The organism is Alkalihalobacterium sp. TH-98 (assembly GCF_057473385.1).
The window spans coordinates 1-14,696 of sequence record NZ_JBYCKM010000043.1 but is presented as its reverse complement, the minus strand read 5'-3'; the positions used below and the strand labels follow the sequence as shown (position 1 = coordinate 14,696).

General features: G+C 39.1%; 16 protein-coding genes and 1 riboswitch. Of the genes, 1 reads left to right on the top strand and 15 read right to left on the bottom strand.

Going from position 1 to position 14,696, the window contains the following annotated elements; translation table 11 throughout:
- Positions 1-20: 20 nt before the first annotated feature.
- The 15 genes from purF to AC2VNP_RS14670 all read right to left on the bottom strand — a co-directional run bounded on the left by purF (position 21) and on the right by AC2VNP_RS14670 (position 13,378).
- Positions 21-1,433 (bottom strand): amidophosphoribosyltransferase, encoded by a 1,413-nt coding sequence (gene purF, locus AC2VNP_RS14740; protein ID WP_486918053.1) that lies wholly within the window; start codon positions 1,431-1,433, stop codon positions 21-23.
- A complete protein-coding gene (gene purL / locus AC2VNP_RS14735; RefSeq protein ID WP_486918052.1) occupies positions 1,409-3,631 on the bottom strand; it encodes a phosphoribosylformylglycinamidine synthase subunit PurL in 2,223 nt (740 codons plus the stop codon). The genes purF and purL overlap by 25 nt, the downstream gene beginning before the upstream one ends.
- On the bottom strand, positions 3,615-4,298 hold the full coding sequence (purQ, locus tag AC2VNP_RS14730) for a phosphoribosylformylglycinamidine synthase subunit PurQ (RefSeq protein WP_486918051.1): 684 nt from the start codon (positions 4,296-4,298) through the stop codon (positions 3,615-3,617). Before purQ ends, purL begins: the two co-directional genes overlap by 17 nt.
- Before the next feature lie 5 nt (positions 4,299-4,303).
- Positions 4,304-4,549, bottom strand: coding sequence for a phosphoribosylformylglycinamidine synthase subunit PurS (purS, locus tag AC2VNP_RS14725; RefSeq protein WP_216830196.1), 246 nt, complete (start codon positions 4,547-4,549; stop codon positions 4,304-4,306).
- Positions 4,537-5,244 carry a phosphoribosylaminoimidazolesuccinocarboxamide synthase gene (purC, locus tag AC2VNP_RS14720; RefSeq protein ID WP_486918114.1) on the bottom strand — a complete coding sequence of 236 codons (708 nt, stop codon included), beginning with the start codon at positions 5,242-5,244 and terminating at the stop codon, positions 4,537-4,539. Before purC ends, purS begins: the two co-directional genes overlap by 13 nt.
- A gap of 82 nt (positions 5,245-5,326) precedes the next feature.
- Entirely contained in the window at positions 5,327-6,622 is a 1,296-nt protein-coding gene (gene purB / locus AC2VNP_RS14715; RefSeq protein WP_275119797.1) for an adenylosuccinate lyase, read from the bottom strand.
- Positions 6,623-6,676: 54 nt separating this feature from the next.
- Positions 6,677-7,801: a 5-(carboxyamino)imidazole ribonucleotide synthase gene (purK, locus tag AC2VNP_RS14710; protein ID WP_486918050.1), complete on the bottom strand. Its 1,125-nt coding sequence runs from the start codon at positions 7,799-7,801 to the stop codon at positions 6,677-6,679.
- Positions 7,798-8,283, bottom strand: coding sequence for a 5-(carboxyamino)imidazole ribonucleotide mutase (purE, locus tag AC2VNP_RS14705; protein ID WP_275119795.1), 486 nt, complete (start codon positions 8,281-8,283; stop codon positions 7,798-7,800). Before purE ends, purK begins: the two co-directional genes overlap by 4 nt.
- 143 nt (positions 8,284-8,426) lie before the next feature.
- A riboswitch (purine riboswitch) is annotated at positions 8,427-8,528 on the bottom strand.
- Positions 8,529-8,647: 119 nt separating this feature from the next.
- Complete coding sequence (locus tag AC2VNP_RS14700) at positions 8,648-8,857, bottom strand: NETI motif-containing protein (protein WP_486918049.1); 210 nt, start codon at positions 8,855-8,857, stop codon at positions 8,648-8,650.
- A gap of 2 nt (positions 8,858-8,859) precedes the next feature.
- Positions 8,860-9,399: a DUF2179 domain-containing protein gene (locus AC2VNP_RS14695; RefSeq protein WP_275119793.1), complete on the bottom strand. Its 540-nt coding sequence runs from the start codon at positions 9,397-9,399 to the stop codon at positions 8,860-8,862.
- 175 nt (positions 9,400-9,574) lie between these two features.
- Positions 9,575-10,135, bottom strand: coding sequence for an isoprenylcysteine carboxyl methyltransferase family protein (locus AC2VNP_RS14690; RefSeq protein ID WP_486918048.1), 561 nt, complete (start codon positions 10,133-10,135; stop codon positions 9,575-9,577).
- Between the two features lie 12 nt (positions 10,136-10,147).
- Entirely contained in the window at positions 10,148-11,236 is a 1,089-nt protein-coding gene (locus AC2VNP_RS14685; protein ID WP_486918047.1) for a type III polyketide synthase, read from the bottom strand.
- A 149-nt stretch (positions 11,237-11,385) separates the two neighbouring features.
- Positions 11,386-12,222, bottom strand: coding sequence for a DUF4198 domain-containing protein (locus tag AC2VNP_RS14680; protein WP_486918046.1), 837 nt, complete (start codon positions 12,220-12,222; stop codon positions 11,386-11,388).
- An 11-nt stretch (positions 12,223-12,233) separates the two neighbouring features.
- Complete coding sequence (locus tag AC2VNP_RS14675) at positions 12,234-12,647, bottom strand: hypothetical protein (protein ID WP_486918045.1); 414 nt, start codon at positions 12,645-12,647, stop codon at positions 12,234-12,236.
- A 161-nt stretch (positions 12,648-12,808) separates the two neighbouring features.
- The gene (locus AC2VNP_RS14670; RefSeq protein WP_486918044.1) at positions 12,809-13,378 is read right to left on the bottom strand and encodes a DUF6944 family repetitive protein; all 570 of its coding nucleotides are present in this window, start codon (positions 13,376-13,378) and stop codon (positions 12,809-12,811) included.
- Between the two features lie 351 nt (positions 13,379-13,729).
- Here AC2VNP_RS14670 and AC2VNP_RS14665 point away from each other — a divergent pair, with 351 nt between their 5' ends.
- Entirely contained in the window at positions 13,730-14,167 is a 438-nt protein-coding gene (locus AC2VNP_RS14665) for a hypothetical protein (protein ID WP_486918043.1), read from the top strand.
- The last annotated feature ends 529 nt before the right edge of the window (positions 14,168-14,696 follow it).

Here is a 14,696-nt window from a genome sequence, read left to right as displayed (position 1 = left end):
CTCCTGTCCACGTACTTACTCTAGCACTTATCGTGTGGGTGCATCGTATGTGGATATATTTCTGTTGGATAACTTCCTGTAAAACATGCTACGCATTGTCCGCAATTGGTATCTTCATTGGATCTACCAATTCCCTCAAGCATTCCTTCCACGCTTAAAAACTCTAAGCTGTCTGCTCCCATCATTTCTCTCATTTCTTCAATACTATGACTAGCAGCTATTAATTCTTCTTTTGTAGATGTATCTATACCGTAAAAACAAGGGTTTGTAATCGGTGGTGAACTAATACGAACATGAACTTCAGTTGCCCCTGCTTCTCTTAACATTCTAACAATTCGACGACTAGTTGTACCACGTACAATCGAATCATCAATCATCACAACACGCTTACCTTCGACTACACCACGAACAGCAGAAAGCTTCATCTTTACACCCTGTTCACGTAATTCTTGTGAAGGCTGAATAAATGTACGTCCAACGTATCGATTTTTGATTAATCCTAGTTCGTATGGAATCCCTGTTTGCTCCGCATAGCCTATGGCTGCTGAAATACTCGAGTCAGGAACACCTGTCACAACATCTGCTTCAATCGGTGCTTGCATGGCAAGTTGCTTTCCTAAGTTTTTACGCGCTTTATGAACATTAATTTCATCGACATTACTATCCGGGCGAGCAAAATAAATATACTCCATACTACAAATCGCTCTTCCTGAGGATTGTGCAAATACTTCTGTTCTTAACCCTTCATCGTCAATGACGATAATTTCCCCTGGCTTTACTTCTCGTTCAAACTTTGCTCCAACTACATCAAATGCACAAGTTTCAGATGCTACAACATATGCATCACCCAATTTCCCTAAAGAAAGTGGTCTTAATCCATTCGGGTCTAAAGCAACCATCAATTTATTTTCCGTTAACACGACAAAAGCATAGGCTCCTTTAATCATCGTTAACGAGTTCATCATTTTATCTTCTAGACGAGGATACGTACTTCTTTTAATCAGATGAGCTAACACTTCCGTATCTGAAGTCGATTGAAAAATACTTCCCATGCTTTCGAGTTGGTGCTTTAATTGATTGGCGTTTACTAGATTTCCATTGTGTGCAATAGCTAGACTACTCGTCTGAGAGCGGAAGAGAAGCGGCTGAACATTAGCGATGCCGCCTCCTCCTGCTGTTGCATAACGAACGTGCCCAATGGCTGCTTTACCATAAAGAGTTTCAAAGTCTTTAGATGCAAACACTTCATTAACAAGACCTAAACCTTTATGAGCCGTTAAGTTTTCTCCATCTGTAACGACAATCCCAGCACCTTCTTGACCGCGGTGTTGCAGGCTGTGCAAACCGTAGTACGTGATTTGAGCCGCATCTTTATGTCCCCAGACAGCAAATACCCCACACTCTTCATTTAAGCCTTTGATTTCAGCAAGCATGGAATAGCTCCTTTCCAAGCAGTAGCAAGTTCTTCTTGGGTTGCAGTAAACAGTACATCGTTATTTGACGCAATTGTTAATACTTTATCGTTTGTTACTTCACCGATTACTTTAGCATCAACGATTTGTTCAAACTGTGCTTGATGTTCTTTTTTCACTGTAACGATAAAACGAGATTGAGACTCAGCAAAAAGTTCTGTTACGACATCTTCACCAACACTCACAGAAGCTCCAACTTCTCCGTCGATCATACTTTCAGCCACCGCTACTCCTAATCCACCTTCTGCAATATCATGAGCAGATTGAACAAGTCCAGCGCGGATGGCTTCTAGTAATTGTTGTTGACGTTTCTTTTCTTCTTCAAGGTCAATTGTAGGTGCCTTACCAGAAATGCGGCCTTCTACTAACTTTTGAAGTTCACTTCCGCCGAATTCCTTCTTCGTTTCACCTAGAAGATAAATCACATCTCCAGCTTCCTTGAAGTTTTGTGTAGTAATATATTCTGTTTTTTCTATTAATCCGACCATTCCAATTGTAGGTGTTGGGTAAACAGCCTCTCCACTTCTTTCGTTGTATAGAGAAACGTTACCACCGATAACTGGGACTCCAAATGCGCGACAAGCTTCGCTCATTCCGTCTGTAGACTTTTCTAATTGCCAGAAGATTTCTGGACGTTCCGGGTTACCGTAGTTTAGGCAATCTGTAATTCCTAGCGGCTCAGCACCCGAACATACGATATTACGTGCAGCCTCAGCAATCGCAATTTTACCGCCGACTTCTGGATCTAGATATAAATAGCGAGAGTTACAATCTGTTGTCATCGCTAATGCTTTTTCCGTTCCACGAATACGAACAACCGCAGCATCAGAACCAGGTGAAACGACAGTATTCGTTTGAACCATGTAATCATATTGATCGTAAACCCACTCTTTACTTGCAATTGTAGGTTGTGAAAGTAAGTTAATTAATGTTTCTTTTGCATCTGTAACTTCAGGAGCCGCGTTTTCTTGTGCTTGAAATTCGCTGTAGTAAGCAGGCTCTTTAGAAGGTTTGTGGTAAACAGGTGCATCTTCAGCAAGTGCATCTACTGGTACATCAGCAACGACTTCACCTTTGTGTAAAAGACGTAACTTTTTATCATCTGTTACATAACCAATTTCGCGGCACATTAAGCCCCATTTTTCAACGATCTCACGAATTTCAGCTTCTCTGCCTTTTTTAACAACGATTAGCATACGTTCCTGAGATTCAGATAACATCATTTCATAAGCTGACATATTTTTTTCACGCTGTGGAACTTCATCTAAGTTCATTACAATACCTGAACCTGCTTTACTTGCCATCTCTGCAGAGGATGATGTAAGACCAGCAGCTCCCATGTCTTGAATTCCAACTAATGCGTCTGATTGGATGATTTCTAGACTTGCTTCAAGTAATAGTTTTTCCATAAATGGGTCACCAACTTGAACGGCAGGACGTTTTTCTTCTGACGCTTCGCTCAGCTCTTCTGAAGCAAAAGTTGCCCCGTGAATACCATCACGGCCTGTAGAAGCACCAACGTACATGACTGTGTTTCCTACACCTTTTGCTTGTCCTTTTTTAATATCTTTATGATCAATTAAACCGACACACATCGCGTTTACAAGCGGGTTTCCTTCATAACAAGGGTCAAATTGAACTTCCCCACCAACAGTTGGAACACCGACACAGTTTCCATAACCAGCAATTCCTGCAACCACTTCTTCAAATAAATATTTTACTTTTGGTGAAGTCAGTTCACCAAAACGTAATGAGTTTAAGATCGAAATTGGACGAGCACCCATTGAGAATACATCGCGCAGGATTCCACCTACACCTGTTGCAGCTCCTTGGTATGGCTCAATGGCAGATGGGTGATTGTGACTTTCAATTTTGAAAACAACTGCCTGCTCATCACCGATATCAATAATTCCAGCACCTTCACCAGGTCCTTGAAGTACCTTTTCACCAGTAACCGGGAATTTTTTCAATAGAACTTTTGAGTTTTTATAACTACAATGCTCAGACCACATAACGGAGAATAAGCCGATTTCTGTATAGTTAGGTAAGCGTCCTAAAATGGACTCAACCATACCAAATTCTTCGTCTGTTAATCCCATTTCTGCATATACTTTTTGTTCTTTGATCATTTCAGGTGTTGGTTCACGATGTAGCGACATGGGTTTCCCTCCAGTTTCGCAAAATTGATTTAAATAATTTTAATCCGTCTTCACTGCCAAGAAGAGGCTCTACCGCACGTTCTGGGTGTGGCATCATCCCAAGTACATTTCCTTGTTCATTCATAATTCCAGCGATTTGCTCTAAAGAACCGTTAACGTTTGTACGGTAACTAAACACAATTTGTTTGTTTTCTTTTAAGCTAGCAAGTGTTTCCTCATCACAATAGTAGTTCCCTTCACCATGAGCGACAGGAATAGAAACCACTTGGCCTTGTTCATATTCTGAAGTAAACATTGTTTCGTTGTTCTCAACAACTAAATCTACTGGTCGGCAAATGAATTTTAAGTTTTCGTTACGCTTCATTGCCCCTGGTAATAATCCTGCTTCTAATAGGACTTGAAACCCGTTACAAACACCAAGTACAGGTTTTCCAGCTTCAGCCGCTTTAATGACAGACTCCATGACGTTGGCAAAACGTGCAATTGCGCCTGAACGTAAATAGTCACCGTACGAAAAGCCACCAGGTAATAAAATTCCGTCAAATTGATCTAAGTCTGTTTCTGCATGCCATACGTATTCAACTTCCTCACCAAGCGCATCTGCGATAGCGTGGTACATATCTGCATCACAGTTCGAGCCTGGAAAGACAATAACTGCAAATTTCATAGAGATTAAGCCTCCTCTACTTCAAAACGGTAATCTTCAATTACTGTGTTCGCTAAAAGCTTTTCACACATTTCTTTTACTCTTGCATCAATGTCTTGTTCACTTTTTTCAATTAATAATTCCATATATTTACCGATACGAACATCTTCTACTTCGTTATATGTTAATGCATGTAAAGATCCTTTAACTGCAGTTCCTTGTGGGTCTAAAACACTTTCCTTTAATGTGACGAATACTTTTACTTTGTACATGATGATCCTCCTAAACGGTTTAAAATTTCTTGATATCCATCTTGCAAATTACCTAAGTTACGACGGTAAACGTCTTTATCAAATTTTTGGTTTGTATCTTTATCCCAAAGTCGGCATGTATCAGGTGAAACTTCATCTGCGAGAAGCAGCTCACCATCATTGGTCATCCCAAATTCTAGTTTGAAATCTACTAAACGTACATTAATCGTTGCAAACACTTCTTTAAGAACTTCATTGACTTGTAAACCTTTTTCACGCATGATCTCTAGCTGTTCTGGTGTTGCGATCTTTAACACTTGAATGTGATCTTCTGTAACGAGTGGATCTCCTAAATCGTCATCTTTATAGTAAAATTCAACGATCGGTGTATCCAGTACCGTTCCTTCATCCATACCTAATCGCTTTGCCAGGCTTCCTGCCATAATATTTCGAACGACCACTTCAAGTGGAACAATCGTTACTCTTTTTACAAGCTGTTCTGTTTCTGAAAGTCTTTTTACCCAATGATTTTCAATACCTTTTTCTCTTAATCTCTCAAAGATTATAGAAGTAATCTCATTATTTAAGCGACCTTTACCAATGATCGTGTCCTTCTTCTCACCATTAAAGGCTGTGGCTTCATCTTTGTACTCAATCCACAAAATATCTTGCTCATTTGTCTCATATATCCTTTTCGCTTTACCTTCGTATAACATGCCTCTTTTTTCCACGTGAAGCCCTCCAAATTGTAGTTAAGAAAGTTGAATGATAAGGGGAGAATAACCTCCCCCATCCATATTAAACTAATCCTAAACGATCAAAAATCGTATCGACATGCTTTAAGTGATGATTGTAGTCAAAACAATCGTTAATTTCTTCTGGTGAAAGCAGTGAGGTAATTCTTTCTTCTTGTTCTACTAACTCACGGAACTGAATACCTTTTTCCCAAGCTTCCATCGCTTTTGGTTGTACTAAGTCATAAGCTTCTTCACGAACCATACCTTTGTCAATTAACGAAAGAAGGACGCGTTGAGAATAGATAAGTCCATATGTTCTTTCCATGTTACGCTTCATGTTTTCCGGGAAAACCGTTAAGTTCTTTACGATGTTTCCAAAGCGATTTAGCATGTAGTTTAGAGCGATGGTTGCATCCGGTAAGATCACGCGCTCTGCTGAAGAGTGTGAAATGTCGCGTTCATGCCATAATGGAACATTTTCATAAGATGTCACCATAAAGCCGCGAATTAATCGTGCTAGCCCTGTCATGTTTTCAGATCCAATTGGGTTACGCTTATGCGGCATCGCAGAAGATCCTTTTTGACCTTTTGCAAAAGCTTCTTCTACTTCACGCGTTTCACTTTTTTGTAACCCACGGATTTCTACGGCAAATTTCTCAATTGATGTCGCAATTAGAGCTAGTGTAGCCATATACTCTGCATGACGGTCACGTTGAAGTGTTTGAGTTGAAATCGGTGCCGCTTGAAGACCTAATTTTTCACATACAGACTGTTCTACAGCTGGATCAATATTGGCATACGTACCAACCGCACCAGAAATTTTACCGAAGCGGACACCTTCTGCCGCTAATTTAAAACGCTCTAAGTTACGCTTCATTTCTTCATGCCAAAGTGCTAACTTTAATCCAAATGTAGTTGGTTCCGCATGTACACCGTGAGTACGGCCCATCATAACCGTTGTTTTATGTTCAATCGCTTTATTTCTTAAGATCTCAATAAAGTTCGTTAAGTCTTTTTCAAGGATTTCGTTCGCTTGCTTTAATAAGTAAGAAAGGGCTGTGTCCACTACGTCTGTTGAAGTTAATCCGTAATGAACCCATTTTCTTTCTTCACCTAATGTTTCTGAAACGGCACGTGTAAAGGCAACTACATCGTGGCGTGTTTCTTCTTCTATTTCAAGAATACGATTAACATCAAAGCCTGCATTCTCTCTAATTTTTTGAACATCTTCTTTTGGAATGATGCCTAACTCTGCCCATGCTTCACAAGCAACGATCTCTACCTCTAACCATGCTTGATAACGGTTCTGTTCTGTCCAGATTGAACCCATTTCAGGTCTTGTATAACGTTCGATCATTTCATTGCCTCCATCATCTGTTAAGAATTATATTACGATGCCATTCTAGCATAATTACCAAATTTCAAGTGCGTTTATTTTTTCAATTGCTTCCTCTGTTGAATTAGCTAAAACGTTAATATGACCCATTTTTCGACCTTTTTTCGCTTCTGCTTTTCCATATAGATGAAGCTTCATATCTTGGAACTGATCAATCTTTTGCAGTACTTGTGGAAGATGTTCACCAAGAATATTCACCATCACGACTGGCTTTAGTAATGTTGTATTACCAAGCGGCCAATTACATACAGCGCGAATATGTTGTTCGAACTGAGAGGTCTCACAAGCATTCATCGTAAAATGACCTGAATTATGAGGTCTCGGTGCTAACTCATTAATATAGAGTTCACCTTCACTCGTATAAAACATTTCTACAGCAAGTGTACCAACCATTTGTAATCCACTAGCTAAGCGGATAGCCATCTCTTTGGCTTGTCCTTGAATTCTTGCCTCAATTCTTGCTGGAACAATCGTTTGGTGCAAAATATTATTTACATGTATATTTTCAGCAACTGGAAACGTTTCAACTTGTCCGGAAACATTTCTTGATACAATGACTGATAATTCTTTTTCAAAAGTAATCCATTTCTCTAGTACAAGTTCACCGCTTGCTTTTAACGTTTCATAAGCCTCTTGTACTTGGCTTTCTGTTTTTATAACAAATTGACCTTTGCCATCATAACCGCCTCGACATGTTTTTAATACAGCTGGCAATCCTAGCTCTTGTACGGCCTGTTCTAAATCGATTAATTCATTAACTGAAACATACGGTGCTACCGGTAAACCTAATTCTTGTATCGCTTTCTTTTCGGTTAGACGGTGTTGTGTTGTTTCTAGGAGCTTGTATCCTTGTGGTAAGTATAAGTTTTCATCAAGATACCTTGCTGTTTGACTATCAATGTTTTCGAATTCATACGTAAGCACATCACATTTTGCAGCGAGCTCCTGAGCTCCTTTTAAATCATTGTAGTTCGCAACGACTTCTACATCAGCTATTTGCCCGCATGGTGAATTTTTTTGAGGTTCTAATACAGCAATTTGGTATCCCATTTCTCTAGCAGAAAGAGCCATCATCCTTCCGAGCTGTCCACCGCCTAGGATCCCAATCGTTTTGCCCGGCTCAATCAATTGGTTACTCATAGTTGATCACTGCTTTCTAATACTTGCTTTTTGGTAGCTTCTCTTCGGTTTTCAAGCTTCACACTTACTTCTTCGTCATAAGCCCCGATGAACTGGGCTGCGAGTAATCCCGCATTTGTTGCCCCTGCTTTTCCAATCGCAACCGTTGCGACTGGAACTCCACCTGGCATTTGGACAATTGATAGGAGAGAGTCAAGTCCATTTAATGCTTTTGACTGAACAGGTACACCGATGACAGGCAGGATCGTTTTTGCTGCTACCATACCAGGTAAATGAGCAGCGCCGCCAGCCCCAGCAATAATTACCTTTAAGCCTTTTTCTTTTGCTGTTTCAGCGTATTCAAACATTAAGTCCGGAGTTCGATGTGCTGATACGACTTGCTTTTCATAGGCTATCCCTAACTCATCTAATACATCACAAGCATGTTTCATCGTTTCCCAATCTGAAATACTACCCATTATGATTCCGACCATAGGTTTCACTCTAAGTCCCTCCATCATGACCTTATATTTTCTCTTTTTTTCCATAAAAATAAGCCTATACTAGGGTTTCTACTTAGAGAGAAAGTAAACCACAGTAAGGCTTAGATAAAAGTTACCTGGAAGCCCCTCGATAACTTAGGGCCTTAAAAGCTACTTTCCCTCATAGTCTGACAATTTACGGTCGTCAGGTAGAAACTTTTGAGCCTTATTCTCAAATTTATATGAGGTACGTTCATATTCAATTTATATATTTATCTTAGCAGTATGTCAGATTACTTGTCAACCGAAAATCGAACGATGTTTTTATTTATAAAAATAATGTTCGTGTTTTACTTAGTTTTTTACAAATATCGTTGAAAAGCGACTACTCTTCTTCCTTTAGAGTACCTTCAAAAACAATTTTTTGACGTACTGGAACGACTTCTGTTTTTCCGTTCTTAGATATTTCTTGGAAAACCGGCTCTTCCATTCGTCGTGTCGGACGATAACCTTCCTTGTCCATTCGTTCTAGACATTGCGTGATTGATTCTTCTTCTCCTACTTCAAAACGTAACTTTTTTCGCTTTTTGCTCATTATTACCTCCTAATTCCTTTAACCCAGAACCCTCCATAAAAGGTTTTCGGTTCATGAGAAATGATAAACGCTTTAGGATCTAAGGCCTTAATGGTTTTATACAGATGCTCTTCTGACTTACGTGAAGTAAGAATTTCCATCATTAGCCGCTCGCCTTCTCGCCCATAAGCTACCCAGTTTGTAACCCCGTACCCTTTATCTCGCAGGGCATTTGGAATATCTGGTTCGTATTCTTTCGTTATCACATTTACGGTAATGTATCCTAATGCTAACTTTTCCTCAACTTTCATTCCTATAAGTACACCTATAGCATACCCGACTGCATACGCAATTAAATTTTCGATACGATTTAGGTTCTCTAACACAAGGCCAAGCCCCACTATATAGATGATGACTTCAATAATACTGACCGATGCAGCAAAATACCTCTGGCCTTTTAATGTAAAGATCATACGGATCGTAAATAGGGTTACATACACAATATTAATCACTAAAATAATGATAATCATCATGAGCCAATTATCAAGTAACCAGCTAATCATATTACACACTCCTCTTCCATTACTTCCTTCATCATGTTAGAACTGTTCAAAAAGACGCTTTAAATTTTGTTAGTATAACAAAAAAAATATCCAAAAGATAGACAATTCTACCTTTTGAATATTTTTCCTAAATAATGACTTTTGAAACCTATGGTAAGTTTATTTATGTCCTTGATTATTCTTTTTCTATCGTTGGAAAAAAGCGCAGCCTTTTCTCAAACTTTTGTTCGTAATCTGTAGCGTCCTGAAGAGCACCTTCCTCCTGCCGAATTCGTACCGATAACACTAAGGCATTAGCAATCGTAAACAAAATAGCTGTAGCATACGCTTGAAAGATTAACGGCAACATTAAAATCTCTAGCGATACAATCACATAGTTAGGATGTCTCATAAATCGATAGGGACCCTTAGCGACCACATTGGCCCCCGGGAGAATAATGATTTTTGTATTCCAAAAGCGTCCTAATGACGAGAGACTCCAAACCCTTATTGATTGGGCGACGATAAAAAAGACAAAGGGAATCCACCACCAACTAGCTGGTGTTTTTTGTAAAAAAGTAACTTCTGAAATGAAACTGATAAAAAAGAACACGTGAACAAGAACAATATATTTATATTGGGCTTGTCCAACTTCATAGGCACCCCTACTTCGCATCCACTTTTCATTAGACTTAGCAATGAGTAACTCAACTAGTCTTTGTATGATTACAATAGAAAGAATAATAAAGAATAACACATCGACGGCCTCCTAATCACTCCATTTTAGTAATAGTAGTTCTGAACAGAAGCCTGGACCTAAAGCACCTAAAAGTCCCCATTCCCCTGTATCATGATCTAATTTCATTATTTCTTTTAAAACGTATAAGACTGTGGGTGAAGACATATTTCCATTCGCTTGCAGCACCTCTCTCGAATATCTCGTAAATTCAGAACCCATTCCTAAAGCATCTTCATAGGCTTCAAGGACTTTCTTTCCACCGGGATGAGCAACAAAATAGGAGATTTCCTTCAACGTCAGTTCATTTTGATCCAAAAATTCCTTAATCACCGGTTGTAACCAATTTCGAATGATGTTTGGAATATCCCTTGAAAAAACAACATATAACCCTTCATCTTTTATATCCCATCCCATCACATCTTCAGATTGAGGCATTAAACAGGAATGTGTTCCGCTAATAGTTGGCACTTTTTGATGTGAGTATCGTTGGATTTCTACTTGATCTCCACAAACTAAAGCACAAGCAACGCCATCTGCGAAAAGAGACGTTCCAATTAAATTACTTTTCGTACGGTCATTTCTTTGAAACGTTAAGCTGCATAACTCAATACATAGTACAAGCACTTTCGCTTCTGGATACGCACGACAGTACTCATAAGCTCTACTCAACCCTGCCGCTCCACCAGCACACCCTAACCCCCATATAGGAATTCTTTTCGTATTGGGAGAAAAGGGGAGAACATTCATAATTCTGGCATCAATACTAGGTGTGGCCATTCCTGTACTAGAAATAAATATGATCGCATCAACTTCTGAATAATTAATATTTGTATGTAAAAAATCCCGGTTTGATAAGCAGGCTGTTATGGACTCAGCCCCATACTGAACCGCACGATCAATATATAAGTTATTTTTTTCCTCTAGTGTGTGATCTTCTTTAAACCATGTTAGAGGAACAGAAAAGTTTCGCTTTTCGATTTGCCCATTTTGAAAGGCTTTTAGCAATCGCTCAATATCTTGAAAATCAGTTTCGAACAACTCTTTAGCAAACTCAGTTGTGACATCTTGTGTTAACGTATGAGGCGGATTAACAGTACTAACAGATAATATGGATGGCATTTATTACACCAACTCTCTATTTTTTTCCAATGATTACTTTACTTCATAATATTTACCAATCCTTTAGAAATCATGCACCCCATATTTAAAAACCATCTATACCTTTGTATAGATGGCTTAAAGAACCAATGCTTTATAGTATTGTTGTACTAATTTTTCTTTTTTCTTCCCGTAAAAAGTAATGTAGCTGAAGATCCCACTAATAGGGCGATCAATGCAGTAAGGATCAAACTCCACATACTTACATCTCCTGAGCCGCTTCGACTCTCAACATTTTCAGTATTCATTAAAAACGTAGAAGTTCGACTCGTCTTCGTATATTCTTCATCTTCTAATACTCCACTGTCGTCTGTCCTAACATTTGCTTTAATTAACCACTCACCGCGTGAAGAAAGCTCAAGTTCAAAGTGACCGTCTGCATCACTTACACCTTCCAGCACTTCTCCTTCTGGTCCATAGGCGCTAATGGCAGCATCAGCAACACCTTCCCCTTCTAATACCACTTGCCCTTGAAAATTGCCAGTAGTAAAGCTACTAAGACTATGTGTTGGGATAACTTCTAATGCTAAGTCTGTTGGGTGACCAGACGTTTCACTGCCGTTACCTTTAATAAACGTCGTTTTTGCCATCTGTAAACTTAATTGCGTTTCCCCGCCATCAGGAGTGTACGTACTGGGTTGTCGTTCTGCCCAAAACACATATTCTCCATCTTCAGTTGGTTGAAAATAAGCTCTTGCTTGCACTCCTATCTTTTCTAATGGTAGCGAGTCAACAGTACCATCTGGATAACGAACTTGTAATTTATAATTCTCATAATTGCCTGCGTCTATAAAGTCTCTAATATGACCCCAAAGAATATCTACCCTTAGTTCACCTGTTTCCTGATCCTCCTTTATTTGTATGAAGAGCTCATGGGCCAAACCTTTAGGAATAAAAGTAAATAACATGAAGACAGCTAATAAAGTGATGAACACCTTTTTTTTCAATTTAATTCCCCCTATAGTCTCAAATGTTTTCGGTAGACAAATACCGAACAAATAAACAATAATATAGAAACCCCAAGCAACGCCCTCAGTCCAACAGGTACAGCTAAAAATACATTTGTCTCCCCATCTTTTACCCACGATGCGCGATGACCAATACCGTCATCTGCAATAATTTGATACACTTCAATCGTTGCGTCATAAGAATATGTACCTTCGTCATTTACCTGACCTTCAAATATTAAATCGCCGGACTTGCCGTAAGCAAAAATTACAGCACTACCAGCTGATGTCCCATCGTCATAACGAACGGTAATATGTCCTTCCTTCTCACTTTCGACAATCATACGATGTGCCTTCACCGACTGTTGTTCTAATACGAACCAGAAAACCGGCAGTAAAGCCAATAAAATAATGATTGCCTTCACTTTATCCCCTCCAATGGTTTCGAAGCTCAAGTAATTTATATTAAAGTGTTCCTTTTTATATACCGTCCATATATACAAAAAAGATTGTGAGCCCTAATTCATCTTGAATATAAAAAACGTAAATAAGAACGAAAAAAATCCCTGTGGAAATTCATTCGTTCTTATTCGTTATTCCTTTGACTAGAACGCTCTGCATCTTCACTAGTAATCCATTCCCTTGTTAGCACCACCGCTTGTATAGTAGCACCTAACGCTTGAATCCAGTTACCAATTGCAGATAACTGTAAACCTAATCGGTCTAACCCACGAATTTCTTTTACGCCCCCAATGGATTCTATTGCAGCTCCAATCGACTGCAGATAGAGACCGACAACAATCTCTATATTCTCTTCTACGGTAGCAGAAATAGCTGGTCCTAAAGATTGTAATGAATCCCCTAGCACCTCCAAACGCTGATACTCGATGTTCTCCTCACTAATTTGCAATGCAACAGCTAAAGAACTTGTTGCCGCACCGCCTGCTTCGATCCAATCACCCGTCCTACCTATCGGATCTTCTTCAACAACGGCCTGCAATGCATTTCCAACAGCCTGCAATCCTTCACCAATGACAATTTTTCTAAGATTTACGTCTCGTTCCTCTTGTAATTGTAACGTATAACCGATTGCTGAAAGAAACTGGCCGATTGCATCTAGCCAACTCCCAGATACCGCCACATGTTGTTGCGTCATTCTACATTTCCCCTTACGTTTAGGGTACGTTACATACTATGTTTGTAGATAGACTTTGTTTATGGCTTCTATCTAATTTAAAGAAATTACAACCATAAGAATTTTAAAACTCTATTTTCTTGGGTATTCACCGTGTCCGCTGTTGATGGCTGACCATAAATTATATATAAAAGGTCATAGTAAGCTATTAAAGCTGTTTTCGTAACCTAGTTGCTATAGACGTTCACTTAAGCTTGATGACAGGATATTACTTAGTTTACAGGACACCACCATAAAGCAACTAACTTTAATTGAAAGCCCTATCTTAAGACATACATTTGAAGTCCAATCTTAAGCATTCAGGAGGTTATTATGTTTCCTTTTTTTCCGAATAAACGCTTTCCATTCTTCGAAGAGTCTCAAAATTCTTCTGGAAATCAACCTGCAGGACCTATTATAAACCAAAATCAATTGTTCCCCTTTCATCAAGGGTCTCAAAATCAACAAGGCTTTAATCCATTTGATTACGATAACCACGAATTTGAGGAAGAAAATCCATTCTCCCATCACTTTATGTACCCTTTACCCGCTATACCGAAAGAACAAAAACAAGCGACGAAAGAAAACACAAGTGATAATGATAACAATAAAGAAATAACACCACCTATTTCAAAACAGCTTGAAGCGATGGTTTTAGACGAAGATGGCGTCGTAGATATTGACAAAGTCGAAAAAGGCTACAAAAAATTTATGGAATACGCTGTTAAAGTAAGCCCGGCTATGAAAAACTTTAATGACTTTTTAAAGTAGTAAGCTAGAAATCTGATAATATCCGCCATCACTCTGATTATATCGGCGAAAATTGAAGATATATCGGCGGACCGGCAATTATGGTTTAGAGCACAAAGAGCACAACCCATCGGTTGTGCTCTTTGCTGGTGACGTCCCTCTAAATCTTTCTTTTCTACGGGAAGTTTTCCATGACGTTTCATGTATTATAATGTTCTTCTATTGTTTCACGGACTGAAAAGCCCTTATTATACAAAAATCGTCGTTTTAAAGACTTATGAGGACTGAGAGGCTCTTATTTACATAGAAGCATGTGATATTCACGAAATTTTCATGCAATAAGGGCCTGTGAGTCCTCTAAATGGACCAAAAGGGCATTTTGTTCACAAATAAGGGCTTCTGAGTCCTCTTAATACATAAAGGAGTACCTACTCAGCTCTTTGAAAAGAAATATTAAATAATGATAAACAAAGTGAATCTAAAAAAGCACAACCCATTTGGATTGTGCTTTATGCCTAGCGACGTCCTACTCTCACAGGGGGAAACCCCC

Bases quoted from the DNA above. Each gene is read 5' to 3' on its own strand.
- purL (WP_486918052.1), bottom strand. From the start codon at position 3,631: ATGTCGCTACATCGTGAACCAACACCTGAAATGATCAAAGAACAAAAA.
- AC2VNP_RS14665 (WP_486918043.1), top strand. From the start codon at position 13,730: ATGTTTCCTTTTTTTCCGAATAAACGCTTTCCATTCTTCGAAGAGTCT.
- purC (WP_486918114.1), bottom strand. From the start codon at position 5,244: ATGTTATACGAAGGTAAAGCGAAAAGGATATATGAGACAAATGAGCAA.
- purF (WP_486918053.1), bottom strand. From the start codon at position 1,433: ATGCTTGCTGAAATCAAAGGCTTAAATGAAGAGTGTGGGGTATTTGCT.
- purS (WP_216830196.1), bottom strand. From the start codon at position 4,549: ATGTACAAAGTAAAAGTATTCGTCACATTAAAGGAAAGTGTTTTAGAC.
- purK (WP_486918050.1), bottom strand. From the start codon at position 7,801: ATGAGTAACCAATTGATTGAGCCGGGCAAAACGATTGGGATCCTAGGC.
- AC2VNP_RS14695 (WP_275119793.1), bottom strand. From the start codon at position 9,399: ATGATTAGCTGGTTACTTGATAATTGGCTCATGATGATTATCATTATT.
- purB (WP_275119797.1), bottom strand. From the start codon at position 6,622: ATGATCGAACGTTATACAAGACCTGAAATGGGTTCAATCTGGACAGAA.
- AC2VNP_RS14700 (WP_486918049.1), bottom strand. From the start codon at position 8,857: ATGAGCAAAAAGCGAAAAAAGTTACGTTTTGAAGTAGGAGAAGAAGAA.
- AC2VNP_RS14685 (WP_486918047.1), bottom strand. From the start codon at position 11,236: ATGCCATCCATATTATCTGTTAGTACTGTTAATCCGCCTCATACGTTA.
- purQ (WP_486918051.1), bottom strand. From the start codon at position 4,298: ATGAAATTTGCAGTTATTGTCTTTCCAGGCTCGAACTGTGATGCAGAT.
- AC2VNP_RS14670 (WP_486918044.1), bottom strand. From the start codon at position 13,378: ATGACGCAACAACATGTGGCGGTATCTGGGAGTTGGCTAGATGCAATC.